Consider the following 23,564-nt stretch of genomic DNA (forward strand, 5'->3'; position numbering starts at 1 on the left):
CTCTCTTCCCCGTGGGAGCACAGGAGCCGGTGAACGACACGCTGAAGAATTACGTGCTGGCACTCGCCGACGCAGACGAATCGCTGAGCGAGTCGGCAAGGCTGGCAGTGTTGGCCGCGCTGGAAGACCCCGACGTCCTCTCCGAAGCGCTGGGCGGTGCCGCGTCCGCGGACGTCTCGGATCTGCTAACCGCCGCCGACGAGCCCGAGCACCCGGTGGGGGCCTATCTCGATTCGATCACCGTGTCGGGGTTCCGCGGCATCGGACCCAAGGTTACCGTCCCCCTTCAGCCCGGCCCAGGCCTGACGGTGATCGCCGGGCGCAATGGGTCGGGCAAGTCGACGTTGGCCGAGGCGCTGGAGCTGGCGCTGACCGGCGTCAATTCTCGATGGAAAGACAAGCCGGTTGTGTGGTCGCAGGCGTGGCGCAACCTGCACGCCGGTGAACCGGCACAGATCCGCATCGGCCTGACTGAAGAAGGCTCGGGCACAACGACAATCGGCGTGGACTGGCCGGCGGGCCAGGAGGTTCCCGTGGAGGACGCACGGCGCTGGGTTCAGCGCAAAAAGCAGAAGCAAGAACCCGTCGGCGCGCTGGGATGGGACACGGCGCTGACGATGTATCGGCCGTTGCTCAGCTACGACGAGCTCAGCGGCATCCTGGAAGGCAGGCCAAGCGAGTTCTACGACCAGCTCTACCGGCTGTTGGGCCTCGAGCAGCTCTCCAGCGCTATTGGCATCCTCGACGCAGAGATCAAAAAGCTTCGCCAACCCGGCGCCGACCTCAAGAAAGCTGCCGACGCCCTCAAGCCGATATTGGCCGCCCACGAAGATGCACGCGCCTCGGCCGCGGCGGCACAGGTCAAGAAAACAAAGCCCGACCTCGATGCAGTGCGCCCATTGATCACCGGCGTGCCACCCAATGTGCCCATGGCGTGGGAACAGGCGCGCCAGCTGACGTCGCCGAGCGCCGAGGACTCCGAAATCAAGTACACAGCCCTTCGATCGGCGGCGCAGGCTCTACAGGCAGAAGTCCGGCGCGCCGATGCATTGGCGGCCGACCGCGCCCAGCTGCTTGAATCCAGCCTGGAGTTTCACGACCAGCACGGTGATCAGCTTTGCCCGGTCTGCGGTCAAGGGATCCTAGACCAAGGTTGGGCGCTGGCCGCGCGCGCGGCCCTCGAGCGCGATCAAAGTGCCCTGAGCGACCTCACCGCCGCTCGCGCCGAGGCGCAGCAGGCGCGATCGGCAGTCGTGGCAATGGTGCGATCGGTGGCTCGCCCGCCGCTCGCCGATGCCGAGCTGAGCACTATCGAAGCAGCGCGCGCCGCCTACGATGTCTTCGCCGAGCTCCCGATTGGCGACGACCTCGCGCTCGCCGACCATGTCCAAGCGACGCTGCCGGCGCTGCGCACCGCCTACGCCGCGCTGACCCAGGAAGCCTCGGACCTGCTCCAAGCCCGCGAGGACGCGTGGAGCCCCGTGGCCGCGGAGCTGGCCGCCTGGCTGCACAAAGCCGAGGCCGCCGCCGCGGTAGCTGACCAGCTCGCAGTCGCGACCGAGGCATCGAAGTGGTTGCAGGCCAACGCTAGTCAGCTACGTAACGAACGGATCGCGCCACTGGCCGAGAAGTCCCGCGAGATCTGGGCGGCACTGCGCCAGGAGAGCAACGTCGATCTCGGTGGCATCCGCCTGGAGGGACAGAAGACCACCAGACGCGTGGTGCTACAGGCTGCCGTCGATGGATCGGACACCGAGGCATTCGGCGTGATGAGCCAAGGTGAACTGCAGGCCCTGGCCCTGGCAATTTTCATTCCGCGCGCGACATCGCCCGAGAGTCCCTTCCGGTTCCTGGTGTTCGACGATCCGATCCAGGCGATGGACCCGTCGAAGATCGACGGGTTTCTGGACGTCCTGATCACGCTGGCCAGAGACCGCCAGGTGATTGTTTTGACCCATGACAACAGGCTCCCGGCGGCCATCCGCAGCTCGCGGGCTCCCGCGCGAATCGTCGAGGTGACACGCGCGGCGAACTCGTCCATCAGCATCGTGGAGTCCACTTGCCCCGCGACGCGGCTGCTCGACGACGCGTTCGCGATCGCGGCCGACGATGCGGTGCCGGAAGGCATCAAGCGATCCGCTATCCCAGCACTGTGTCGAGAGGCGTTGGAGGTGACCGCCTGGGATGTCTATTCGTCGAAGGCTTTGTCGGATGGCCGATCTCGTGAAGCTGTAGAGACAGCTTGGGAAAAAGCCACCAAGGCGACCAAGCGGTTGGCACTGGCCTTGTCGGGCGACGCCGACGATGACGTTGCGGTGGACAAGTGGAAGTCGGGTGGTCGTGCGCGCCGAGACACGTTGTCCGTCGTGAACAGGGGTGTCCACCAGGGAGTTTCGGATTACAGGGGCGCGGTCAAAGATGCCCGGTTGGCGGTCGGCGACTTAGCCCGAGTGGCTGCATGACTGTACGCGCCGCGCTGCTCGAGTACGCCGATAACGTGCTCGATGGAAGCATCGCGCTGGGCCCGCGGGCGGCACGGACCGCGGCGCTGCTGGCACGTCTTGCGTTGGAGGATTGGCTCAACGAGGAGAGCGCCTCCTGGTCATCGTCCAGTGAGAAGCCGCCGACAATGAACTCAAAACTTGTGGTGCTAGGTAGGAATCGAGGAGCTGAGGTGGGGGAGCGGGTAAGGAGGGCTTGGCATTCGCTAAGTCGGGCGGTGCACCACCACGCCTATGAGCTACAGCCCTCGGTGACAGAGGTACGGCACCTTGTGGGACAGGTGCGTGCGTTTTGCTGTACAAATTCGACGACAGCCATTGAGTAGTAAGAGAAGCCGCTGCCCGCCGACCAAACCGAGCGGACTTCCACGATGAGTTGGCGTTCAGGCGGGAAAAGGTTGCACTTAGCCCAAGGGATGGTTGAGCAGTGATACTTCTGACTTGGAACATCAGGCAGGGTGGCGGTTCGCGGGTGTCATCGATCTGCCACCACGTCGAAGATGTTCGACCAGACTTGCTAGCGTTTACCGAATTTCAGGCCCGAAACGAAGCATCGTTGCGCGCACATTTGGACCGGCTTGGCTACCCGTTCGTCATGACGTCAAAACCGATTGCAAATCACAACGGCCTACTCGTTGCCTGCAGGTGGCCGATTGAGCATGCTCCCGATGACTACACACTCGGTGCCGACCAGGAACGGTGGCTCGCGCTTCGTCTCAATGAGCTCGACCTCGACATACTGGCTGTGCACATCCCGGGAGCTCCTGACAATAAGTTCGAAAACGGTTACGGCATCTCCGGCGCGAAGCGTAAGGAGTTGTTTTGGGAATACACCATCAACTACGCCGTCAGCCATAAAGACCGTCAAGCAATCATTCTGGGGGACTTCAATACCGGGTTCCGGATCGATGCCGAGGGCACTAACTTCAAGCAGTCACATTGGATGGCGAAACTGCTTGAGATCGGATACATCGACACGTGGCGGCACCTTCACACCCACGAACGCGACTACACTTGGTTCTCGAAACGGGTGGACAAGACCACGGGTAAGTCCGAAGATCTCAACGGGTTTCGCCTCGACTATATCTTTGTCTCCCCGGCACTGCAGCACGCAGTAACCGACGCCGCAATACTTCATGGGCCTCGAACGGCCGGGGCATCAGACCACGCCAGCGTGGTTCTCAAACTGAGAACGCCGGAAGTAGGCGCCACGACGGTAATCGCCAAAGAACAATTGTCGACGGAAACGATGACTGGTGAACAATCCTTTCACACCTTGAGCGACAAGCTGTTCCATCCAAGAGGGCATAAGGCAGCAATGCTGGTCCAGGGCCGGAAACTCAGTGCTCGCTTCGAGATCGTAGGCGGTCTCCCCGACATGAAGTGCGGCCTCAACGGCCAGGAGTTCTTGCAGCAGTTCCGTCCGACCTACGTGACAGCTGAGTGGGCCGAAGGTGTGCTCAAAGAAGTCAGGATCTGGGGCCCACGCGTGCTCCAAGACGGTTCACTCGGCAAACGGGAATTGGACCACCAGTGGAAAACGCCGGTCCCGGATGGCGGAGTTAGATACAGCGACTTGCCGCCTTCAGTTGCGGCGCAGCTGAAGGCGCATGTAAGTGACAACGGTTTCGCAGGGCCGCCACAGTGAGCTGAGCTGCAGCGCCGCCAGGTGGACAGGCAAGTTCCTGAAACCGCTAGCGCAGGAGCTATCACTTTCCGCAAACCCTTGGCACTCCCGGACAGCCGCGTTCAGTACAGTCGAGGAACCCTTAGTGGGCAAGAAAGGACCTCGGCGATGACGCGAATGCCCTTGGTCAGCACCGACCGCCAACCCGAGGGGATTCAGCAACCCATCGCGAGCCCGGATACCCTCAACGTGCTGCGCCTGATCGCCAACGCCCCCAACGTGTTCGACGGATGGTCGCAGATGGCCGGGCAGCTCTTCGAAAGCCCGACTTTCACCCCGCGGATGCGCGAAGTGATCATCCTGCGGGTCGGCCACCTCCAGGAGTCGCCCTACGAGCTCGCCCAGCACGTGGTCTTCGCCCGAAAGGCAGGGCTCACCGACCGACAGATCGACGCCCTCCAGGACAAAGCGGACCTGGACGCGGCCGGGTTCGAAAGCGGCGAACGCCTCGTCATCGACACCGTCACCGAGCTGTGCACCACCCGCCGGCTAAGCGACGACTCCTTCGCCCAGGCCCACCATCTGCTCGGCGACGAGGCACTCACCGAGATGCTGATGATCGTCAGCTGCTACTACGGCCTGGCGCTGGTGCTCAACGCCGTCGACCTCGACATCGACGCCCCCGCATGACCCGCATCCCGTACCGCGACCCCGAGGACATGCCCGAACTCGCCCGCGAATTGACCGCGCGGCGGGGCAATCTCAACGTCTACCGCGCGCTGGCCAACGCCGAGAAGGTGTTCACCAGTTGGATGGTGGCCGGCGACGCCGCCCTGACCAGCCCGGTGCTGCCCAGGAGGCTGCGCGAACTCATCGTCCTGCGCACCGCGTATCTCATGGACTGCGCCTACGAGCTCGGCCAACACAAGGACGTCGCCCAGACGGTTGGCCTAAGCAGCGACAGCATCGCCGCGCTGACTTCCGAATCCGGTTGGCAAAACGGCGATTTCGACGCCACCGAGCTGGCCGTCCTGCACCTGACCACGGAGCTGGTCACCACCCGCCGCGTCGCGGCAGAGCTTTTCGCCCAGGTACACCAAGCCCTCGGCTCGGAGGCCACCATGGAGGCGTTGATGGTCATCAACCGCTACGCCGGCCTGGCGCTGATGCTCAACGCGCTCGACGTGGACCTCGACGAGACCGCCCGACTGCCGATACCGCCGACAAAATGACGGTGGCCCGCGGTTCCTCCACCAGCCAATCGGCCTTCCCGTAACCTTCACGACATGGTGGTGCGCAAGCAGCCGTCGACCCGCCTGTCGGCCGAGGACTGGCTCGAGGTGGGCTACACCGTGCTCGCCGAAGAGGGTGTGCGCGCACTCAAAGTCGAGCGTTTGTGCCAGCAGGCCGGTGTCACGCGTGGCAGCTTCTACTGGCACTTCGAGGACATCGACCACTACCGGGCCGCGCTCGTCGAATCCTGGAATAAATTCCTCGAACGCGACCGCCAGGCGCTGTCCAAGCTCGACGAGCTGCCACCCCGGGAGCGCCTGTTGGCCCTCACGCGCACGCTGGTCAGCCCCCAGTACTGGATGCTCGAGCGGGCGATGCGCGAATGGGCCCGCCTGGACCCGGTCGCGGCCGAAAACATCCGCGCGGCGGACCGGCTCTTGCTGCGCACCGTGGTCAAGGCCTACTGCGACTACGGGTTCAGCTTCGAGGACGCCAAACTGCGCGCGGAGTTGACCTTCGCCGCGGGAATCGGCCTGCTGCACCTCACCAGCTCGGCCGAGCAGGCCCAATCGCTGTCCCAGCGAGAACGATTCCTGGCCGTGATGCTGGGCGAGTCGGGGACCGCCGGCTCAGATCATGGCGATGGGTGAGATCTTCGCGCCAATCGCCAACGCGCCGGCCAACTCTCGGCTCGTGTCGTAGTCGAACACCACATGCCCCGCGGCGATGTCCACGTCGCGCTTGGCGCGCTGCAGCGGGCTCGACAGGAAATGAGCGCTGGCGCCGGCCGCCTCCAACAGAGCGGCGATGATCGCCCGGCACTCGTGCACCGTGCGCGCCGCCGCCAGCCGGGCATCGGCGCGCACCGACCGGCTCACCCGCCCGCCGCTGACCACGATCGCCTCGATCTCGTCGACGGTCGCCGCGATCAACGCCCGCAGCGCGCTCAGCCGCACCCGCGCCTCGCCGAGCCGGATCTGCGCGGCGGGCTGATCCTTTTGCGCCACCCCGCTGTAGGCCAGCACCCGCCCACCGAGGCGCTCGGCGAACAGCTCGGTCACCCGTTCGGCCGCCCCGAGCACGGGCATCGACGCCGTCAGCGCCAGCGCGGGCACCATCGGCCACCGGTACGTCGGGACCCCGTGCGCCCGCGCGCCGGGTGCGGTGCCGCCGTAGATGTCGGCCACCGCGACCAACCGATGCTCGGGGACGAAAACATCGTCGACGACCAGGTCATGCGAACCGGTGGCCCGCATGCCGGCCGTGTGCCAGGTGTCGACGACCTCGACCCGGTCGGCGGGCAGCACGACGAGCACCGGGTCGATCCCGTCCGCGCGCTCGATCAGCGCGCCGACGATCATCCAATCGGCGTCCATCGCCCCCGTCGCCCACGACCACCTGCCGGTCACCCGCACCCCGCCGTCGGCCGGGACGCCGCGGCCGGTCGGGGCCAGGGGAGCCGGCGCCAGCGCCGGTCCGGACGCGAACACCTCCTCCTGCGCCCGCGGATCGAACAACGACAGCATCCAGTTGTGCAGCGCGTAGAAACCCAACGTCCAGGCGCTCGAGGCGCAGCCGTGCGCCATCCGCCGAATCGGTTGCAGCAGTTCGGGAAACGAGGCCTGCAGGCCGCCGAACCGCGCCGGCAGCAACAAGCGGAACAGCTCGGTCTGCCGGAAATCGCTCACCGTCGCCGCGGGGAGGCGCCGCAGCCGCTCGGCCTCCTCGGCGCGCTCGGCCAGCCGCGCCACGAATTCGTCGGTGATGCCGTGCAGGGGACGGCTGTCGACCACGGACATGCCGACGACCGTAACATACTTTTTAGTATGTAGCGGCGCCGGTTGTTACCATCGCCCGGTGAGCGATCGCCCGGGCGGGATGCGATCACGCCGCGACGTCCTGAAGATCGCCGGTGTCCTGCCGGCGATCCTCGGCGCCGCCGCCGTCCTGCCCGCCCCGCGCGCGGCCGCCGGTGTCGCCGGGATGTCGGTCTTCCTCGATCCCGGCCATAACGCCGTCAACGACGCCTCGATCAACCAGCAGGTGCCCAACGGTCGCGGGGGCACCAAGCCGTGCCAGACCTCGGGCGCCGCGGCCGGCGACGGCTATCCCGAGCACGCGTTCACCTGGGCGGTGGTGGGGCTGATCGCCGACCAGTTGAACCAGATGGGCGTTCGGACCCAGCTCTCGCGCGACGGCGACGGCGGCGTCGGTCCGTGCATCGACCAGCGCGCGGCGGCGGCCAACGCCATGCGCCCGGACGCGATCGTGAGCATCCACGCCGACGGGGGACCGCCGTCGGGCAGCGGATTCCACGTCAACTACTCCAGCCCGCCACTGGGCGATGTTCAGACCGGACCCGCCGTGCAGCTGGCCCACGCGATGCGGGATGCCTTGGCCCAGTCGGGATTACAGCCGGCGAACTACATCGGCTCCGACGGCCTGTACGGCCGCGACGACCTCGCCGGGCTGAACCTGGCCCAATACCCGGCGGTGCTGGTCGAACTCGGCAACATGAAAAACGCGGGCGACGCCGCGCGGATGGAAAGCGCGGACGGCCGGGCGGCCTACGCCGCCGCGGTCACCCGGGGAATCGTCGCTTTCCTCAGCGCCAAGGCCGGCTGACTCAGCTGCCGAAGCCCCCGCTCGCGGGTGGCGGCGCCGGGGCGGGGCCGCCGAGGCCGAGGTGGCTGGAGGCGAAGGCGACGCCTTTGTCGATGATGGAGCCGTCGTCGGCGTAGGTGTTGTGGGCGGCGAAGTTCATGCCGTCGGAGCAGACGGGGTCTTCGGTGGCGCAGACTTTGAGGGTTTTGTCTTGGTAGGCGGGTCCGATGACGACGGGGGGTTCGCCGAGGAAGTTCATGGCGCGCACGTTGGGCATGCCGAAGAGCACGACTGAGGAGACGTGGTTGGCGACGTCGGGGGACAGGGGTTTGGGGACGGTGGCGGGGTCGATGCCTTCGGGGACGGCGGCGGAGGTGACAAAGCCCATGACGGCGGCGCCTTGGGAGTAGCCGCCGAGGACCATTTTGGTGTTGGGGCAGTCATGGGCCATGGACACGACGTGGGCGCCGGCGTCGCGGATGCCGTCGATGCCGGTGTCCCATTGGTCGGTGGCGGGGTAGTTGACGGGGTAGACGTCGAAGGAGCGGTCGCCGACGCGTTGGTGCAGGGCGTCGACGAAGGCTTGGCCGGTGGGGCCGACGCCGGGTTCTTCGCCGGTGCCGCGGGCGAAGACCACTTGCACGTCGGGACATGCGGCGGCGGCGGTGGGGATGAGGGAACCGGAGACGGCCGAGGCGGCCATGCCCGACGCGGCGATAACTACTGCTGGACCAAAAGAACGAACAATTCGACGCACGATCATGCCGTCCAACGTGCCCATGCGAGCCCCTCCCAAACTGTCAACTTGCCGACCATTTCGTGATGTTTTCCTGTATACCGGCGCGCGCCGGCATGCGGTGGATAGCGGCTCCGTCGCCTCCATCGGACCGACGCGGCCAGTGCGCATCTTGTTACCAAAAAACACTTTAAGCCGTCGTTTGATTTCGTCTGTCGAGGGTAGCCGCAGATCGCGGGACTCTGCCAATCAGAGGGGCGGCGACATGGCAACGGGCGAAACGGGTTTCGGCGGCGTAACCTTCGATCTCTTTTCCGTTCAACACCACTCGGTGATATCGGGCCGCGACGACGACCCGTGCGCGCGACGCAACCCACGCGGGACCGAATGGGATTGCCTCCGGCCCCGCGATGAGGACGCCGGTGCGGCGAATTGGTTTCCGCGTGAGCCGAAAATGCTGAGCGGGCGCACAGGTGTCGGCATGGTCACATACGGGCAACGCTCAGGTGCGCTCGGCGTGGCGCCCTATTAGAGTGACGTATCTTAGGGAAAGCTTATGATTCGTTAAGTATGGAAACAGGTAGCACGGAGCAAGGCTGTGAAAACGGACCGTTTCGACGCGATCATCATAGGCGCAGGTTTCGGCGGCATCGGCGCCGCAATTCAGCTCAAGCGCCTCGGTTTTAAGAACTTCGTCATCCTCGACCGAGAGGATGACCTGGGTGGCACCTGGCATGTCAATCACTACCCGGGCATCGCCGTCGACATCCCCTCCACGACGTACTCGTACTGGTTCGAGCCCAATCCCGGGTGGTCACGGTTGTTTGCGCCGGGCGCCGAGGTCAAGGCGTATGCGGCCGACGTCGCCGACAAGTACGACGTGCGCCGCCACATGCGGTTCAACACCACCGTCGAAGGCGCCGAGTGGGACGAGGACGCCGAGGTCTGGCGGGTGGCGCTGGCCGGCGGCGAAAACCTGACCACCCGCTTCCTGATCACCGCGACCGGCTTCCTGTCCCAGCCGCGCCTGCCGGACATCCCCGGCATCACCGGCTTCGAGGGCAAGATCGTCCACACCACCGCGTGGGACCACGACTACGACTACACGGGCCGCCGCATCGCGGTCATCGGGACCGGCGCGTCGGCGGTTCAGCTCATTCCCGAGCTCGCCAAGCGGGCCGGCGAGCTGACCGTCTACCAGCGCACCGCGACCCACATCATGCCCAAGCCCGACTTCGAGTTCCCGCAGGCGGTGCGACGCCTGTTCGCCCGGCTGCCCGCCTCGCAGCGCGCGCTGCGGTGGGTCACCGACATCATCTTGGAAATCATCATGGTCGTCGGGGCGCTGCACTATCGGGAATCGCGGGGGCGCGGCAACATTTCGGCCGCCGACCTGGCCAAGATCAACCGATTCCGGTGGATCCGGGACAAGGATCTGCGGGCCAAGTTCACCCCGGACTACGACTGCGGCTGCAAGCGGCCCACCCTGTCCAACACCTTTTATCCCGCGTTCGCCAAGCCGCACGTGCACCTGGAGACCAACTCGATCGAGCGGATCGAGCCGGACGGCATCGTCACCACCGACGGGCGCAAGACCGTCATCGACACCCTGGTCCTGGCGACCGGTTTCGACCTGTGGGAGGCCAACTTCCCGGCCATCGAGGTGATCGGCCGCAAGGGCCGCAATCTCGGTAAGTGGTGGCGCGAGACCAGGTTCCAGGCCTACCAGGGCGTCTCAGTGCCGTACTTCCCGAACTATCTCGGCCTGGCAAGCCCGTTCGCCTTCTCCGGACTGTCCTTCTTCCACACCATCGAATACCAGATGCGGCACATCGACCGGCTGCTCGGCGAGGTCAAGCGCCGGGGCGCGACGACCTTCGAGGTGACCGAGGAAGCCAACGACCGGTTCATGGAGCGGATGACCAAACGGCTGGACAGTTCGGTGTTCTACAGCGGCGACTGCGCCACGTCGCGGTCGTACTACTTCAGCCCCAGCGGTGAGGCGTCGCTGCTGCGGCCCACGTCGACGCTCAATTCGGTGCGCGAAGCGCAGACCTTCCCGCTCAGCGACTACGTGATCGCCTAGCGCCTCAGCGGCGCGCGGATCCGGTCAACGGTTGCCCGTTGGCGGACTGCAGCAAGCAGATGACGGTGCTAGGGGTGGGGTCGGCGCCGGTGCGGTCCTGGTTCGAGTCGATCAGATAGGTGATCGAAAATCGGCCGGCGTCAACGGATTGCCCGGTATAGGGGGCGAGTCCGGCGGCGCAGTCCTTGTTGGCGACGGCGGCGGTGGCGGTGTCGACGGCCATCGGGGCGCGCAGATACACCTCGGCCAAATGCGCTGTCGCACAGTCGACGACGGTGACGTCGACGCGGCTGCCGTCGGCCGGCGGCAGGTCGGCCACGCACTCACCGGCCCGCAGGTCGATCCATTTCTCGGTGTGCGAACCGGGCGGCAGCGGAGTGGCGACGGCGGCGGCGCAGGGGGCCAACATGGCCGCGACGACGAGCACGCCCACCGGGTGAAGGGGTGAAGTGCGCATCGCAGCCTCCCTTGCTCTTAGCGGTGGAGTTTAGGAGGTGTTGGTCAGCGCCGGGTCCGGTTTTCCCGACGACATCGATAGGAACCCGCGCACGCAGCGCGCGGCCAGCCACCAGTTCGCCGGCTTCCTCATGTCCAGCCCGCCGAGGAGCTGTTTGACCATGGTCAGGCTGTCAAAGTAAATGCGTTCGCAGACAAGGGTTTCGGTGTCGTCGAAGACGAAGTAGGCGGTCATGCGGACACGGAACCGGCTGCCGGTCGGCGGGACCTTGCCCAGGTAGCCGCGGTGGGTGCCCATCAGCCAGAATTCGACGATCACCGCGTCGGCGCTGTGCCGCAGCGCGATGATCTCGTGATCCTGGTCGGGAAACGCCGTGCGGGTCTCGGTGTAGTAGCCGCGCACCGCCGCGTCGCCGTCATGCACGAGCATCTGGGGGATCAACTCGTAGCGCGGATGCGGGAACGTCGCCAAGACGTCGTCCCAGGCCTGGCGGACCTCGTCATGAAAGTGGTCGAGCACGAGCTTCTGGCGCGCGGCCAGCACCTCGGGGGGCGGGAACGCGGGGATGGTCACGTGGTCAGCGTAAGCCCGCGACCTCGCGATTAGAGGCGACCTACCGCGGGGGAGTCCAGGCGACCGGCAGGGTCTTGATGCCGTGGATGAACTGCGACAGCAGCCGCGCGGGCTCGTCCGTCGCGACGATGTCGGGGATCTCGCGGCGCAATTCGTCGAAGACCACCCGGATTTCGCGACGAGCCAGGTTGGCGCCCAGGCAGAAATGCGCGCCCCCGCCGCCGAAGCCGAAATGGGGATTGGGGGTGCGCGCGACGTCGAAAAGCCAGGGATTGTCGAACGTCGACTCGTCGCGATTGGCCGAGTTGTACCACAGCGTGACCTTGTCGCCGGACTTCATCTTGGTGCCGGACAACTTGAAGTCCCGGGTCAGCGTGCGGCGCATGTAGATCACCGGGGACGCCCACCGCACGATCTCCTCGACGGCGGTGGGCGTCAGGCGGTCGAAGTTAGACCACCACTTGTCCCGCTCGGCGGGGTAGCGCGACAGCGCCAGCACACCGTGGCTGATCGCGTTGCGCGTCGTCTCGTTGCCGGCCACCACCAGCAGGATGAAGAACGACGCGATCTCGGCCGACGTGAGCCGTTCCCCGTCGACCTCGGCCTCCACCAGGCTGGTGGTCAGATCGTCGTGGTGATTCGACCGCCGGTCCTCGGCCAGCGCGCTGGCGTAGGCGCCGATGTCCATCGACACCTGGAGGAACTCCCCGAAGTCCGTGGCCAGGTCCGGGTCGCCGAACCCGAGAATCACGTTGGTCCAGTGGAAGATTCGCTGATGGTCCTCCTCCGGAATGCCCATCATGTCGCAGATGACCTGCAGCGGCAGCGGACCGGCGAGCTCGCCGACCAGCTCGGCCTCCCCGTCGGGATGGTTCGCGATCAGCGAGGCGACCAGCCGGCGGGCCCGCTCGCGGACCGACGCCTCGATGCGCGCCACCACTTTCGGGGTGAACGCGCGACTGACGATCGAGCGCAGCCGCTGGTGCCGCGGATCGTCGAGCACGATCATCGAGCCGAAGTACTCGCTGATCTCCGGGGTGTTGTCGTTGATCGTGATGTTGGGGCTGGAGCTGAAGATGTCCGGATGACGGCTCGCGAAATACACGTCGTCATGCTTGGTCAGCGCCCAGTGCCCGTTGCCCGGCTCGAACCCCTCGTACTCGACCGCGGGCCAGAACGAGATCGGCGCCTCGCGGCGCAGGGTGGCGAAGGTGCCGTCGCGGACATCGTCGTCGAGCGCCCAGAAGTCCAGCGACTCGAGGTGGATGTCGGCCAGCGGGATCTCGGGCGGCGGCGCCCCGTTCGTCCGCGCCGCCAGGCCCTTTTTGGGACCCGTCTTGAGGCTCACCTAGACCTCCTCGTGTCGTGCGGGGGCGTGCGGCACGGTCAGTGGGTGCAGACCGTTCGGGCGGGCGTGCCGACCGTGGCCGTCGCCGCGCTGACCACGTTGCCGTCGACCAAGATCTTGCAGGAGATGGGGCCGGGCCCCTGCGCGCTGATCGTGAACACCTCGCCACCGAACCCGGTGAACTCCGTCGACCACGGCAGCGGCGCATTCACCTGATGCAGCTGCCCGGTGTCGGTTTGGTAGTAGATGAATTCGGCGACCGCGGGCCCGTTGACCTCGTAGCGGATCTGCGGCATCTGGGGCAGCGCGTGGGCCACGCCGCCGGCATTCGCGAACCCTAAACCGACGGCCAACACGATCGCAGGTCCGGTGAGGTGCTTCGTCATGAATTGCATCGTGTCACCACGGGCGACGGTAGGGAAGCTTAATGTGAAGTTCCAAGCGGGGGCTGGTGAGTGGAAAGGTGGCGTAAAGGCATGGCGGGACACGGCTCAAAGCGCGTGGTGGTGTTCGGCACCGGCTTCGTCGGCAAGATGGTGATCCCCGAGATCGTCAAACACCCCTCGTTCGAGTTGGTGGGCGTCGGCGTCAGCAACCCGAACAAGGTCGGCCGCGACGTCGGCGAGATCTGCGGAATGGGCGAGAAGGTGGGCATTCTCGCGACCGACGACATCGACGCCCTGATCGCCCTGAAGCCCGATGCGCTGGTGCATTACGGCCCGACGGCCATGCACGCCAAAGAGAACATCCTGCTGATCACCCGGTTCCTGCGGGCCGGCATCGACGTGTGCTCGACGGCGATGACCCCGTGGGTGTGGCCGACGATGCACCTGAACCCGCCGAACTGGATCGAGCCGATCACCGAGGCCTGCGAACTGGGTGAGTCGTCCTGCTTCACCACCGGCATCGACCCCGGATTCGCCAACGACCTCTTCCCGATGACGTTGATGGGCCTGACGTCGGAGGTGCGGCGGGTGCGCGCATCGGAACTGCTGGACTACACCAACTACGAGGGTGACTACGAATTCGAGATGGGCATCGGTCGCGAGCCCGAATTCACGCCGATGCTGCAGGACCGCGACATGCTGATCTTCGCGTGGGGCGCCACCGTCCCGATGATCGCCCACGCCGCCGGCATCATGCTCGACGAGATCACCACCACCTGGGACAAGTGGGTGACACCGACGGAGCGCAACTCGGCCCGCGGCGTCATCAAGCGCGGCCACGTCGCGGCCGTCCGGTTCACCATCAACGGCGTCTACCAGGGCGAGACCCGCATCCAGCTCGAACACGTCAACCGCATCGGGCTCGACGCCGCCCCGGACTGGCCGCGGGGCCACGACAACGACGTCTACCGTGTGGACATCGAGGGGACCCCGAGCATCTTCCAGGAGACCGCGTTCCGGTTCACCGACGGCTCCGGCCGCGACGCCGCCGCGGCCGGCTGCCTGGCGACCGGGCTGCGGGCCCTCAACGCCGTGCCGGCGGTCAACGACCTGCGGCCGGGCTGGGTCACCCCGCTCGACCTGCCACTCATCGCCGGGGCCGGCAACATTCGCTGACCGGCGCACAGCGGTCACATAGCCGCCACCGACACGCGATACAGGATTTGGCGGCACAATAGCGGCTAGCCGGATGCGAATTGGTGCTGCGAACAACGGGGATCGAACTATGGCCAATGGAGCTGGGACCGCACTGGGCCTATCGATCGGTGTCACCAACCTGGCGGCCGCGACCTCCGATAACGCCATCACCCGCAAACCCGTCCTGACCCTGTATCCGGACAAGCCCGCCGAGATCGGCATCCCCGCCGAAAACCCCCGCCTGCAGGGGCCGGGCGTCGTGCTCACCGGCTTCGTGAACCGCGTCGGCGACCCGCGCGGCGTCGTGGCCCCCGACGGCTCGGTGCATCGGGGCGAGGTGTTGCTCGCCGACGGGTTGCGGGCGCTGGCCTACGCCGCGACCGGCGGACGCCCGCTGCCCGACGACGTCGCGGTCACCTACCCGGCCCATTGGGAGTCGCCGGCGGTGGAGGCCCTGGGCGCCGCCCTGGGCGAAATCCCCGAATGGTCGGGGCGCGCGCGCCCCATCCTGTTGATTCCCGACGCGGCCGCGACGCTGCTCGCCGTGCGGACCAACCCGGGCATACCGGCGCGCGGGACCGTGGCGGTGTGCGATTTCGGCGGCAGCGGCACCAGCATCACGCTGATGGACGCCGACGGTGACTACCGGGCGGTGGCGCCGACCGTGCGGCACCGCGACTTCTCCGGCGACCTGATCGACCAGGCGCTGCTGGGGGTCGTGGTGGCCAACATGCCGACCACCGGCGCGTTCCCGACGGGCACGGCGGCGATCGGCTCGCTGAGCCGGCTGCGCACCGGGTGCCGGATCGCCAAGGAACAGCTGTCCTCGAGCGCCGCGACGACGCTGACCAATGGGCTGACCGGGGCGCAAGGTGAAATCCGGCTCGCCCGACACGAACTCGACGACGCGATCCGACCGGCGCTGACCGGCTTCCTCGCGCGGCTGGATGAAACGTTGGCGCGCAACGGGATCCGCGACCTCGTCGCGGTGGTGTCGTCGGGGGGCGGGGCGAACCTCCCAGCCATCACGACCACGCTGGCGCGGCATCTTCGTGTCCCGGTCGCCACCACGCCGCGGCCGCAACTCACCGCGGCGGTCGGCGCCGCGCTGCGGGTGGCGCGCGGCGCCGGCGATGCGACGTCCGCGGCGCCCGCCGTGCCCGCGACCGCGACGGCTCGGGCGGCGAGGCCCGACCGCACCGCGACAACCCAACTGCCGCCCGCGGGCCCAACGCCGATGCCGATCCGGGCCTGGTCGGCCACGGCCCGCCAGTCGCGCGTCATGCCGGCCGGCGACGCGCCCGATTTGGAGGCACCGACCACCCGGATCGCCGCCCCGGCCGCGCGGCGCAAGCGGATGTTCGCCCGATGGCGCCTGCTGCCGGCGGCCGCCGTCCTCGTCACCGCTGCGGCGGTGCTGCTGGTGGGGGCCGCGCTGGCGGTCGGGCTGAACCCGCCGGACAAATCGGCGACGACGCTCGCCCCGGCGGTGACCACCACGCCGCCGGCGCCGGCGCCGGCGACCGCGGAACCCGCGCCCGTGGACGTCCCGGTGCCGTCGACCTCCGACACCAACCCGCCGGCCGAGACCGAGACGCCGATGACCACGACGCCACGGGCGACTCCCCAGGCGGCCCCGCCCCCGCGCCCGGCAGCTCCGCGCCGCGTGGCCGTCCCGCCCATTCCACCGATTCCCGGGCTCAATGAGCCCATCCCCGGGCTCGACCGGGTCAACCAGATCCTTCAGGAGATCCAGGGCGGCCTGGGCGTCAACGCACTCGGGCCGTTACCCGCCCGCTGAACGACCCTTACCCGCCACCGGGGGCCGGTACACGAATTACCTTTCGGTGATACGTTTTTCGCCTTTGTTCTCCGCGGTGGCGGCTTCCCTCAGCACCTCGTTGAGGGCCTTGTCCTTCTCGATCTGGTCCTGCAGATCCTTCTGCTCGCGGCCGTCGTCGTCCTTGGCCTGGGAGTCCGTGCCCTCGGCGACTTCATGCTTCGGGTTACCGTCCTCGTCCAACCATTCGTTGACGGCGGTGCCGGACACGCTCCCGCCGGTGCCGGGCAGCACGATCGTGGGCTTGTCCTTGTAGGCCTCCATCATCTTGGCGGCCTCTTCTTTGTCGTCCTCGTCCGGCTCCGGCTTCTCGGTCAGTCGTTGCTCGTCGTCCTGACCGGACGATTTGTCGTCCTGCACGCTCATGCATCTACCCCCTTGCATCGCAGATTCGACGATGGCGGGGGATTACCCGTTGCGCGGCTGTGCCGAAACTCTCCTCAGCGCGCCCCGTCGCCCTTGACCAGCACAACCAGGGCCTGCGGGATCCGCATCGGCTCGGGTGCGCTGGACAGCCGCTCGGCGACCGCGGCCTGCAGCTGCTCGACGAACTGCCCGGCCCGTGGGTCGTGGATGCCGCCGTCGAGCGCGCGCACCAGGGCGGGGAACAGCGCGGACCGCGCGAAGGCGGCCCACTGGGCGCCGAAGGCGTGGGCGTCGTGGTCGGACTGGAAGCGGGCCCAGAATCGATCCTCGGCGTTGAAGATCTCGAGGTGCTCGATCATCAGCCCTTCGAACCGCCCCTTGGGCGCGAACGGCGCGCGAAAATCCTTCTCGGTGCGGGCAAAGGTGGGAATTGTCATGCGCCGCAGCTCATCTGGGCTCAGCAGGCCGTCGCGTCGCTGCTCGTCCAGCGCGCCGACGATCGCGTCGAGCAGCGGCGCGAAGCCCGCCGTCTCGTCCTCGTCGGCCGCCAGCGTCAGCGCCACCAGCCGGCCCTCGGGCGCCAATTCGCGCCCGCGGAACGCCACGAAGTTGTGCCAGTCCAGGGCGGCCTGGTCGGAATAGGCGGATCGCACCGCGTCGTCGGCGGTGCACGAGACGTGCACGTGATCGGGCACCTCGCAGGGCGTTCGGCTCAGCCACTGCGTCGCCCAGGACGTCCAGCCCAGGTTGACGGTCTTGGACGGGACGATCTGGTTGTAGAAGGACCGGCCGATCGCCGAGGTGAACGTGGCCCCGTCGAGGTGCAGGTAGCTTTCGGGGTCGTCGGCCACCGTGCCGAACAGCGCCGTGAAGTCGTTGCGCGGTACGTCGGTGTGCGCCACCAGGATTGCGTGGTCGTGGCTGGTGCGCCGGCGCAACACCGCGATGGCCGCCGACAGCGGCCGCAGCGAATTGTGGCCGTTGGCGGCGCCGTAGTCGGCGAGGACCATCGGCTGTGGAGACCGGGGCAGCGCAACCTGTTCGGCGGCCCGCTCGAACACCGCGATCGCCTTCGCCAACCCGGCCGCCCGCAGCCGCGACGCCTCGCTGAAGGTCGGCTCGGGGCGGACCACAATGCTCGATTCGGGCATCGGCGGTTCAGGCTGCATAGGGCAACGATAGTGGTTGGGCTGGTGGTCAGTTCGGCGTGGCGAGCGGGCCGGGCGATGTCAGTGGCCGCGCGCCACCCATTCCTCGTAGTGCACGATCTCGTCACCGATGGTGGTGCTGTCGCCGTGGCCGGTGTGCACCACGGTATCGCCGGGCAGGGTGCCCAGCCGCCCGGAGATCGACTGCAGGATGGTCGGGAAATCCGAATAGGAACGCCCCGTGGCGCCCGGGCCGCCGGAGAACAGGGTGTCCCCGCTGAACACCACACCGAGTTCGGGGGCGAACCAGCACACCGAGCCCGGGGAGTGCCCCGGCGTGTGCAGAGCCAGCAGCTCGGTGCCGGCGATGTCGATCGTGTCGCCGTCGGCGATCGTGCGGAAGTCCTTGTCCGGGTGGGTCATTCGCCACAACACGTCGTCGCCGGGGTGCAGCAGGACCGGCGCGTCCAGGGCCGCGCCGAGTTCGGGGGCCACCGTGACGTGGTCGTTGTGCCCGTGGGTGCAGACCACCGCGACGACGTTGCGCTTACCGACCGCGGCCAGGATGGGCTCGGCGGCGTGCGCGGCGTCGAACACCACGACGTCGGAGTCGTCCCCGACGATCCAGATGTTGTTGTCGACTTCCCAACTGCCGCCGTCGAGTTCGAACGTCCCGTGGGTGACCAGGCGCTCGATCGCCGCCATCAGAGCACCACCACCGAGCGCAGCACCTCGCCGCCGTGCATCTTGTGGAACGCCTCCTCAATGTCGCCGAGCCCGATGCGTTCGGAGACGAACTGCTCGAGCGGGAGCCGGCCCTGCAGGTACAAGTCGATCAGCGTGGGGAAGTCGCGTTCGGGCAGGCAGTCGCCGTACCACGACGACTTCAGCGAACCGCCGTGGCTGAAGAAGTCCACCAACGGCATCTCCAGCGTCATGTCGGGGGTCGGAACACCCACCAGCACAACGGTTCCGGCGAGATCGCGGGCGTAGAAGGCCTGCTTCCAGGTTTCGGGCCGGCCCACCGCGTCGATCACCACGTTCGCGCCGAACCCGTCGGTGAGGTCGGCGATGGTGGTGACCACATCGAGTTCGCGGGCGTTGACGGTGTGCGTGGCGCCGAACTTGCGCGCCCAGTCCAGCTTGGTGTTGTCGGTGTCGACGGCGATGATGCGCCGCGCGCCCACCAGCGCCGCCCCCGCGATCGCGGCATCGCCCACCCCGCCGCAGCCGATCACCGCGACGGTGTCGTCCCGGGTTACGGCGCCGGTGTTGATCGCCGCGCCCAACCCGGCCATCACGCCGCAGCCCAGCAGACCCGCGACCGCGGGGTCGGCCTCGGGATTGACCTTGGTGCACTGGCCGGCGGCCACCAGCGTCTTGTCGGCGAACGCCCCGATGCCCAGCGCGGGCGTCAGCTCGGTGCCGTCGGTCAGCGTCATCTTCTGGGTGGCGTTGAAGGTGTCGAAGCACAGGTGCGGCCGCCCGCGCTTGCAGGCCCGGCACTGCCCGCACACCGCGCGCCAGTTCAGGATCACGAAGTCGCCCGGCGCCACGGCGGTCACGTCCGGCCCGACGGCCTCGACCCGGCCGGCGGCCTCGTGGCCGAGCAGGAACGGGTACTCGTCGTTGATGCCGCCCTCGCGGTAGGTCAGGTCGGTGTGGCACACCCCGCAGGCGATCACGTCGACGAGAGCCTCGCCCGGCCCGGGGTCCGGGACGACGATGTCGACCAACTCGACGGGTTCGCCCTTCTTGCGTGAAATCACGCCGCGCACTGTCTGACTCATGGCTCCAACCTACTGATCGCCGCCATACATCTCGCGGCGGGCCGTCCACCCATCGGGCCGGTGTAGCGTCGCAGGGCGTGACGGCCAGGGAAACCACCGAAGAATTCACCGAACGCATCGCCGCGACCCTCGACGGCGCCAGCCTCACAATCCTGTTGAGCATCGGGCACCAGACCGGCCTGCTGGACACCATGGCCGGCCTGCCGCCATCCACCAGCGCCCAGATCGCCGACGCCGCCGGGCTCGACGAGCGCTACGTCCGCGAGTGGCTGGGCGGCATGACCACCGGGCGCGTGGTGGAATACGACGCCGACACCGCCACCTACTCGCTGCCCGCCCACCGCGCCGGCGTGCTGACCCGCGCCGCCGGGCCCCAAAACCTCGCCGTGGTGGCCCAATTCCTGCCGCTGCTCGGCGAGGTCGAACAGAAGATCATCGGCTGCTTCCGCGCGGGCGGCGGCCTGCCCTACAGCGAATTCCCGCGCTTCCACCAGCTGATGGCCGAGGAGAGCGGCGCGATGTACGACGCCTCGCTCGTCGACGTCGTGCTGCCGTTGGTGGACGGCCTCGTCGAGCGGCTGCGCGCCGGCGCCGACGTGGCCGACTTCGGCTGCGGCAGCGGCCACGCCGTCAACGTGATGGCACAGGCGTTTCCGGCGAGCCGCTTCACCGGCATCGACTTCTCCGAGCAGGCCATCGCCACCGGCATCCGCGAGGCCGCCGACCGTGGCCTGACGAATGCCACGTTCGAAAGCCACGATCTGTCCGAGTTGGACAAGCCCGAGGCCTACGACGTCATCACGGTGTTCGACGCCATTCACGATCAGGCCCGGCCGGCGCGGGTGCTCGAGAACATCTACCGGGCGCTGCGGCCCGGGGGCGTCCTGCTGATGGCCGACATCAAGGCGTCGAGCCGGCTGGAGGAGAACGTCGGCGTGCCGATGAGCACCTACCTGTACACGACGTCGCTGATGCACTGCATGACGGTGTCGCTCGCGCTCGACGGCGCCGGGCTGGGCACCGCCTGGGGAACGCAGCTGGCCGTCGCGATGCTCGGCGACGCCGGGTTCGACGACGTGCGGGTCGCCGGGATCGAGGCGGACCCGATCAACAACTACTACATCGCCCGAAAGTGATGGCGCCCCTCGACGTGCTGGCCGACTGGCCGGTCGGGGCCGCGGCCGCCGCCGTCGTCGGGCCGGGCGGCGTGCTGGCCGGCCACGGCGACCCCGGGCGGGTGTTCGAGCTGGCCTCGGTGACCAAGCCGCTGGCGGCCCGGGCCGTGCACGTCGCCCTCGAGGAGGGCGCCGTCGACCTCGACACGCCCGCCGGCCCGCCCGGTTCCACGGTCCGCCACCTGCTGGCGCACACCTCGGGCCTGTCGATGCACTCCGAGAAGGTGCTGGCCGCGCCCGGTGCCCGCCGCATTTACTCCAACCAGGGCTTCACCGTGCTGGGCCAGACCGTCGAACGCGAGACCGGCATCGACTTCGCCCGCTACCTGGCCGAGGCGGTGTGCGAGCCGCTGGGCATGGCGGCGACCCGCCTCGAGGGGGGCGCGGTGGCCGCCGGGTTCGGCGCGACGTCGACCGTGGCGGACCTGGCCGCGTTCGCCGGGGACCTGCTGCGCCCGGTGACGGTCTCGGCAGGCCTGCACGCCGAGGCCACGACCGTGCAGTTTCCCGGCCTGGACGGCGTGCTGCCCGGATACGGGGTGCAGCGGCCCAACGACTGGGGGCTCGGATTCGAGCTTCGGGACGCGAAATCGCCGCACTGGACGGGCGCGCGGAACTCGGCGCGAACGTACGGCCATTTCGGCCAGGCGGGCGGGTTTATCTGGGCGGATCCGGAAATCGAGCTCGCGCTGGTGGTGCTGACCGACCGCGAATTCGGGGAGTGGGCGCTGCGGCCGTGGCCGGAGATTTCCGATGCCGTGATAGCCGAGTACAGCTAATTCGGACTGCACACTAGCGCAACACGGGTATCACAAGGCACAATAGACACGCACGACACACAAATAATCGAAGATTTCGCGCAAGCTGCCCTGCTTGCCGGGTCCACAGGTCGTTGGGGAAGACGTCCCTGGTGGAACCGAAGGAGCAGGAAATGCGAGCGTCGAATCAATTCGCCGACGTGACGACTGGCGTGGTGTACGTGCACGCTTCGCCGGCGGCGGTATGCCCGCATGTCGAGTGGGCGTTGTCGTCGACCCTGGGCGCCAAGGCGAACCTGAACTGGACGCCCCAGCCGGCGATGCCCGGTCAACTGCGCGCGGTCACCAACTGGGTCGGTCCCGTCGGCACCGGCGCCAAGTTGGCCAACGCGCTGCGCTCCTGGTCCGTGCTGCGGTTCGAGGTCACCGAGGACCCCAGCCCCGGAGTCGACGGCCATCGGTTCAGCCACACCCCGCAGCTCGGCCTGTGGAGCGGGGCGATGAGCGCCAACGGCGACGTCATGGTCGGGGAGATGCGGCTGCGGGCGATGATGGCCCAGGGCGCCGACACCCTGGCCGCCGAACTGGATTCCGTGCTGGGAACGGCCTGGGACGAGGCGCTCGAGGCGTATCGCGACGGCGGCGACGGCGGCGAGGTGAGCTGGCTGAGCCGGGGGGTCGGTTAGTTTTCCCGGCGGTGGGACGCAAGAGCCTTCGCGCCGAGTGAACGGCGCTGACCGGTCTAGCGAAAAGGCCGGGCCGACTACGGAACCCGCGGACGGCTAGGTCGGTTCGCAGATCACCACCGGAATCACCCGGTCGGTCCAGGATTGGTATCTGGCCCACCGCGGGTTGTGCGCGGTGAGTCGCGGCCACAGTTGTGTGCGTTCCGTCTCGTCGGCGACGCGGGCACGCATGCTGCGAGTCTGCGCTCGGATCTGGACGCGCACATCGGGGTTGGCGCGGAGGTTCAGAAACCACATTGGGTGTGTGGGCAGACCGCCCTGTGACGCCACCAGGACCAGTCGCGCGTCGTCGGCCATGAATATCAGTGGAGTGGTGCGGGATAACCCGCTCTTGCGGCCGGTCGTGGTCAACAGGCACAGTGCGAGTCCCAACTCGTGGCCGGCAAGGCGGCCGTCGGTGGCGCGATAAATAGCCACGTTCGCCTTGGAAACCCATTTCAGGAGTCGCGGAGCCAGAACCGAAATGAGGACGGGGGGCCGCTTGGCGTCGACCCTGCGAGTGTTAGCCCCCCAACGCCACATTGTTTCTGTTCCTTGTTCGGGTCGCGCGCTCGGCAGGTCTTCTTTTAAAGGATTATAATCGTTAAAATAGACTTTGTGCAGGTGCACACATCGGGACGGCAACGCTACGGGTCAGTCAGCCATGGCGGAAAACAGGCGACGAGCCATCCGGGAAGTAAGAAGCGGCCATGAAAGATATCGAAACCCCCGTAATCGAAGCGCTCGGTGATCACGATTACCTCGTGCGTCTCGGCCAGGACGAGGAACGTGTGACCATCCGGGTGCGGGCTACGCCCGAGGTCGTCGCGCGCATTGCCGGACCCGAGGCCGACGAAGCGCGCGTCATCGCCGCGACCATGGCCTATCTGACGGTGCGTCAGCGCCCCGACGATCTACCACCGCAACTGGACCTCGACGACGTCATCGCCGCTTACGACGATTACCTCGATGACGTCCGTAACGAAATCGGCAACCTGCGGTGAACGGTGCGCA

At 67.5% G+C, this 23,564-nt stretch carries 25 protein-coding genes; 14 read left to right on the plus strand and 11 right to left on the minus strand.

Going from position 1 to position 23,564, the window contains the following annotated elements; all coding sequences use genetic code 11:
* Positions 1–11: 11 nt before the first annotated feature.
* From W7U_RS05830 to W7U_RS05850, 5 genes are all read left to right on the plus strand, one after another.
* Positions 12–2,462, plus strand: a complete 2,451-nt coding sequence (locus W7U_RS05830; RefSeq protein WP_232525832.1) for an AAA family ATPase — start codon at positions 12–14, stop codon at positions 2,460–2,462.
* A 466-nt stretch (positions 2,463–2,928) separates the two neighbouring features.
* A complete protein-coding gene (locus tag W7U_RS05835; protein WP_255348944.1) occupies positions 2,929–4,149 on the plus strand; it encodes an endonuclease/exonuclease/phosphatase family protein in 1,221 nt (406 codons plus the stop codon).
* Between the two features lie 147 nt (positions 4,150–4,296).
* The gene (locus W7U_RS05840; RefSeq protein ID WP_014711448.1) at positions 4,297–4,818 is read left to right on the plus strand and encodes a carboxymuconolactone decarboxylase family protein; all 522 of its coding nucleotides are present in this window, start codon (positions 4,297–4,299) and stop codon (positions 4,816–4,818) included.
* Complete coding sequence (locus tag W7U_RS05845; protein ID WP_008255850.1) at positions 4,815–5,360, plus strand: carboxymuconolactone decarboxylase family protein; 546 nt, start codon at positions 4,815–4,817, stop codon at positions 5,358–5,360. Before W7U_RS05840 ends, W7U_RS05845 begins: the two co-directional genes overlap by 4 nt.
* 54 nt (positions 5,361–5,414) lie before the next feature.
* A complete protein-coding gene (locus tag W7U_RS05850) occupies positions 5,415–6,011 on the plus strand; it encodes a TetR/AcrR family transcriptional regulator (protein ID WP_008255851.1) in 597 nt (198 codons plus the stop codon).
* Here W7U_RS05850 and W7U_RS05855 read toward each other — a convergent pair.
* A complete protein-coding gene (locus W7U_RS05855) occupies positions 5,991–7,160 on the minus strand; it encodes an acyl-CoA dehydrogenase (RefSeq protein ID WP_008255853.1) in 1,170 nt (389 codons plus the stop codon). The genes W7U_RS05850 and W7U_RS05855 overlap by 21 nt on opposite strands.
* Positions 7,161–7,218: 58 nt before the next feature.
* Between W7U_RS05855 and W7U_RS05860 the strand changes: the two genes are divergently transcribed.
* Complete coding sequence (locus W7U_RS05860; RefSeq protein ID WP_170320560.1) at positions 7,219–7,986, plus strand: Rv3717 family N-acetylmuramoyl-L-alanine amidase; 768 nt, start codon at positions 7,219–7,221, stop codon at positions 7,984–7,986.
* Between the two features lies 1 nt (position 7,987).
* On the opposite strand, the gene W7U_RS05865 is transcribed toward W7U_RS05860, so the two are convergent.
* Positions 7,988–8,746: a cutinase family protein gene (locus W7U_RS05865; protein WP_036428776.1), complete on the minus strand. Its 759-nt coding sequence runs from the start codon at positions 8,744–8,746 to the stop codon at positions 7,988–7,990.
* Positions 8,747–8,966: 220 nt separating this feature from the next.
* On the opposite strand from W7U_RS05865, the gene W7U_RS25295 reads away from it, so the two are divergent.
* The gene (locus W7U_RS25295) at positions 8,967–9,233 is read left to right on the plus strand and encodes a hypothetical protein (protein ID WP_020822262.1); all 267 of its coding nucleotides are present in this window, start codon (positions 8,967–8,969) and stop codon (positions 9,231–9,233) included.
* 66 nt (positions 9,234–9,299) lie between these two features.
* Entirely contained in the window at positions 9,300–10,787 is a 1,488-nt protein-coding gene (locus tag W7U_RS05870) for an NAD(P)/FAD-dependent oxidoreductase (protein WP_008255856.1), read from the plus strand.
* A gap of 4 nt (positions 10,788–10,791) precedes the next feature.
* Here the strand turns inward: W7U_RS05870 and W7U_RS05875 are convergent, their stop codons facing one another.
* The 4 genes from W7U_RS05875 to W7U_RS05890 all read right to left on the minus strand — a co-directional run bounded on the left by W7U_RS05875 (position 10,792) and on the right by W7U_RS05890 (position 13,551).
* Complete coding sequence (locus tag W7U_RS05875; RefSeq protein ID WP_232536740.1) at positions 10,792–11,196, minus strand: hypothetical protein; 405 nt, start codon at positions 11,194–11,196, stop codon at positions 10,792–10,794.
* Between the two features lie 78 nt (positions 11,197–11,274).
* Positions 11,275–11,817: an ester cyclase gene (locus W7U_RS05880; protein ID WP_008255860.1), complete on the minus strand. Its 543-nt coding sequence runs from the start codon at positions 11,815–11,817 to the stop codon at positions 11,275–11,277.
* 40 nt (positions 11,818–11,857) lie between these two features.
* Positions 11,858–13,165, minus strand: coding sequence for a cytochrome P450 (locus W7U_RS05885; RefSeq protein ID WP_008255865.1), 1,308 nt, complete (start codon positions 13,163–13,165; stop codon positions 11,858–11,860).
* A 38-nt stretch (positions 13,166–13,203) separates the two neighbouring features.
* Positions 13,204–13,551, minus strand: a complete 348-nt coding sequence (locus tag W7U_RS05890; protein ID WP_026071561.1) for an MmpS family transport accessory protein — start codon at positions 13,549–13,551, stop codon at positions 13,204–13,206.
* Between the two features lie 90 nt (positions 13,552–13,641).
* Here W7U_RS05890 and W7U_RS05895 point away from each other — a divergent pair, with 90 nt between their 5' ends.
* Both W7U_RS05895 and W7U_RS05900 read left to right on the plus strand, forming a co-directional pair.
* Positions 13,642–14,727, plus strand: coding sequence for a dihydrodipicolinate reductase (locus W7U_RS05895; RefSeq protein WP_008255870.1), 1,086 nt, complete (start codon positions 13,642–13,644; stop codon positions 14,725–14,727).
* 109 nt (positions 14,728–14,836) lie between these two features.
* The gene (locus W7U_RS05900) at positions 14,837–16,549 is read left to right on the plus strand and encodes an Hsp70 family protein (protein WP_008255872.1); all 1,713 of its coding nucleotides are present in this window, start codon (positions 14,837–14,839) and stop codon (positions 16,547–16,549) included.
* 36 nt (positions 16,550–16,585) lie between these two features.
* Here W7U_RS05900 and W7U_RS05905 read toward each other — a convergent pair whose 3' ends face one another.
* From W7U_RS05905 to W7U_RS05920, 4 genes are all read right to left on the minus strand, one after another.
* On the minus strand, positions 16,586–16,954 hold the full coding sequence (locus W7U_RS05905) for a hypothetical protein (RefSeq protein ID WP_008255874.1): 369 nt from the start codon (positions 16,952–16,954) through the stop codon (positions 16,586–16,588).
* 74 nt (positions 16,955–17,028) lie between these two features.
* On the minus strand, positions 17,029–18,123 hold the full coding sequence (locus W7U_RS05910; protein ID WP_008255876.1) for a hypothetical protein: 1,095 nt from the start codon (positions 18,121–18,123) through the stop codon (positions 17,029–17,031).
* A 60-nt stretch (positions 18,124–18,183) separates the two neighbouring features.
* On the minus strand, positions 18,184–18,807 hold the full coding sequence (locus W7U_RS05915; RefSeq protein ID WP_008255879.1) for an MBL fold metallo-hydrolase: 624 nt from the start codon (positions 18,805–18,807) through the stop codon (positions 18,184–18,186).
* Positions 18,807–19,892: an S-(hydroxymethyl)mycothiol dehydrogenase gene (locus W7U_RS05920; RefSeq protein WP_008255882.1), complete on the minus strand. Its 1,086-nt coding sequence runs from the start codon at positions 19,890–19,892 to the stop codon at positions 18,807–18,809. Before W7U_RS05920 ends, W7U_RS05915 begins: the two co-directional genes overlap by 1 nt.
* 77 nt (positions 19,893–19,969) lie before the next feature.
* Between W7U_RS05920 and W7U_RS05925 the strand changes: the two genes are divergently transcribed.
* From W7U_RS05925 to W7U_RS05935, 3 genes are all read left to right on the plus strand, one after another.
* Positions 19,970–21,028, plus strand: a complete 1,059-nt coding sequence (locus W7U_RS05925) for a class I SAM-dependent methyltransferase (protein ID WP_008255885.1) — start codon at positions 19,970–19,972, stop codon at positions 21,026–21,028.
* A complete protein-coding gene (locus W7U_RS05930) occupies positions 21,028–21,846 on the plus strand; it encodes a serine hydrolase domain-containing protein (protein ID WP_008255893.1) in 819 nt (272 codons plus the stop codon). The genes W7U_RS05925 and W7U_RS05930 overlap by 1 nt, the downstream gene beginning before the upstream one ends.
* Positions 21,847–21,998: 152 nt before the next feature.
* Positions 21,999–22,511: a DUF3145 domain-containing protein gene (locus W7U_RS05935; RefSeq protein WP_008255895.1), complete on the plus strand. Its 513-nt coding sequence runs from the start codon at positions 21,999–22,001 to the stop codon at positions 22,509–22,511.
* A 96-nt stretch (positions 22,512–22,607) separates the two neighbouring features.
* On the opposite strand, the gene W7U_RS05940 is transcribed toward W7U_RS05935, so the two are convergent.
* Positions 22,608–23,093 carry a nitroreductase family deazaflavin-dependent oxidoreductase gene (locus W7U_RS05940; RefSeq protein WP_008255897.1) on the minus strand — a complete coding sequence of 162 codons (486 nt, stop codon included), beginning with the start codon at positions 23,091–23,093 and terminating at the stop codon, positions 22,608–22,610.
* 167 nt (positions 23,094–23,260) lie between these two features.
* Between W7U_RS05940 and W7U_RS05945 the strand changes: the two genes are divergently transcribed.
* Entirely contained in the window at positions 23,261–23,554 is a 294-nt protein-coding gene (locus tag W7U_RS05945; RefSeq protein WP_008255898.1) for a hypothetical protein, read from the plus strand.
* Positions 23,555–23,564 lie beyond the last annotated feature (10 nt).

The sequence above is a fragment of the Mycobacterium sp. H4Y genome, from assembly GCF_000364405.1.
Taxonomy (GTDB): Bacteria; Actinomycetota; Actinomycetes; order Mycobacteriales; family Mycobacteriaceae; genus Mycobacterium; species Mycobacterium intracellulare.

Bases quoted from the DNA above. Each gene is read 5' to 3' on its own strand.
- W7U_RS05840 (WP_014711448.1), top strand. From the start codon at position 4,297: ATGACGCGAATGCCCTTGGTCAGCACCGACCGCCAACCCGAGGGGATT.
- W7U_RS05845 (WP_008255850.1), top strand. From the start codon at position 4,815: ATGACCCGCATCCCGTACCGCGACCCCGAGGACATGCCCGAACTCGCC.
- W7U_RS05850 (WP_008255851.1), top strand. From the start codon at position 5,415: ATGGTGGTGCGCAAGCAGCCGTCGACCCGCCTGTCGGCCGAGGACTGG.
- W7U_RS05855 (WP_008255853.1), bottom strand. From the start codon at position 7,160: ATGTCCGTGGTCGACAGCCGTCCCCTGCACGGCATCACCGACGAATTC.
- W7U_RS05865 (WP_036428776.1), bottom strand. From the start codon at position 8,746: ATGGGCACGTTGGACGGCATGATCGTGCGTCGAATTGTTCGTTCTTTT.
- W7U_RS25295 (WP_020822262.1), top strand. From the start codon at position 8,967: ATGGCAACGGGCGAAACGGGTTTCGGCGGCGTAACCTTCGATCTCTTT.
- W7U_RS05875 (WP_232536740.1), bottom strand. From the start codon at position 11,196: ATGTTGGCCCCCTGCGCCGCCGCCGTCGCCACTCCGCTGCCGCCCGGT.
- W7U_RS05890 (WP_026071561.1), bottom strand. From the start codon at position 13,551: ATGACGAAGCACCTCACCGGACCTGCGATCGTGTTGGCCGTCGGTTTA.
- W7U_RS05895 (WP_008255870.1), top strand. From the start codon at position 13,642: ATGGCGGGACACGGCTCAAAGCGCGTGGTGGTGTTCGGCACCGGCTTC.
- W7U_RS05900 (WP_008255872.1), top strand. From the start codon at position 14,837: ATGGCCAATGGAGCTGGGACCGCACTGGGCCTATCGATCGGTGTCACC.
- W7U_RS05905 (WP_008255874.1), bottom strand. From the start codon at position 16,954: ATGAGCGTGCAGGACGACAAATCGTCCGGTCAGGACGACGAGCAACGA.
- W7U_RS05910 (WP_008255876.1), bottom strand. From the start codon at position 18,123: ATGCAGCCTGAACCGCCGATGCCCGAATCGAGCATTGTGGTCCGCCCC.
- W7U_RS05915 (WP_008255879.1), bottom strand. From the start codon at position 18,807: ATGGCGGCGATCGAGCGCCTGGTCACCCACGGGACGTTCGAACTCGAC.
- W7U_RS05920 (WP_008255882.1), bottom strand. From the start codon at position 19,892: ATGAGTCAGACAGTGCGCGGCGTGATTTCACGCAAGAAGGGCGAACCC.
- W7U_RS05930 (WP_008255893.1), top strand. From the start codon at position 21,028: ATGGCGCCCCTCGACGTGCTGGCCGACTGGCCGGTCGGGGCCGCGGCC.
- W7U_RS05935 (WP_008255895.1), top strand. From the start codon at position 21,999: ATGCGAGCGTCGAATCAATTCGCCGACGTGACGACTGGCGTGGTGTAC.
- W7U_RS05940 (WP_008255897.1), bottom strand. From the start codon at position 23,093: ATGTGGCGTTGGGGGGCTAACACTCGCAGGGTCGACGCCAAGCGGCCC.
- W7U_RS05945 (WP_008255898.1), top strand. From the start codon at position 23,261: ATGAAAGATATCGAAACCCCCGTAATCGAAGCGCTCGGTGATCACGAT.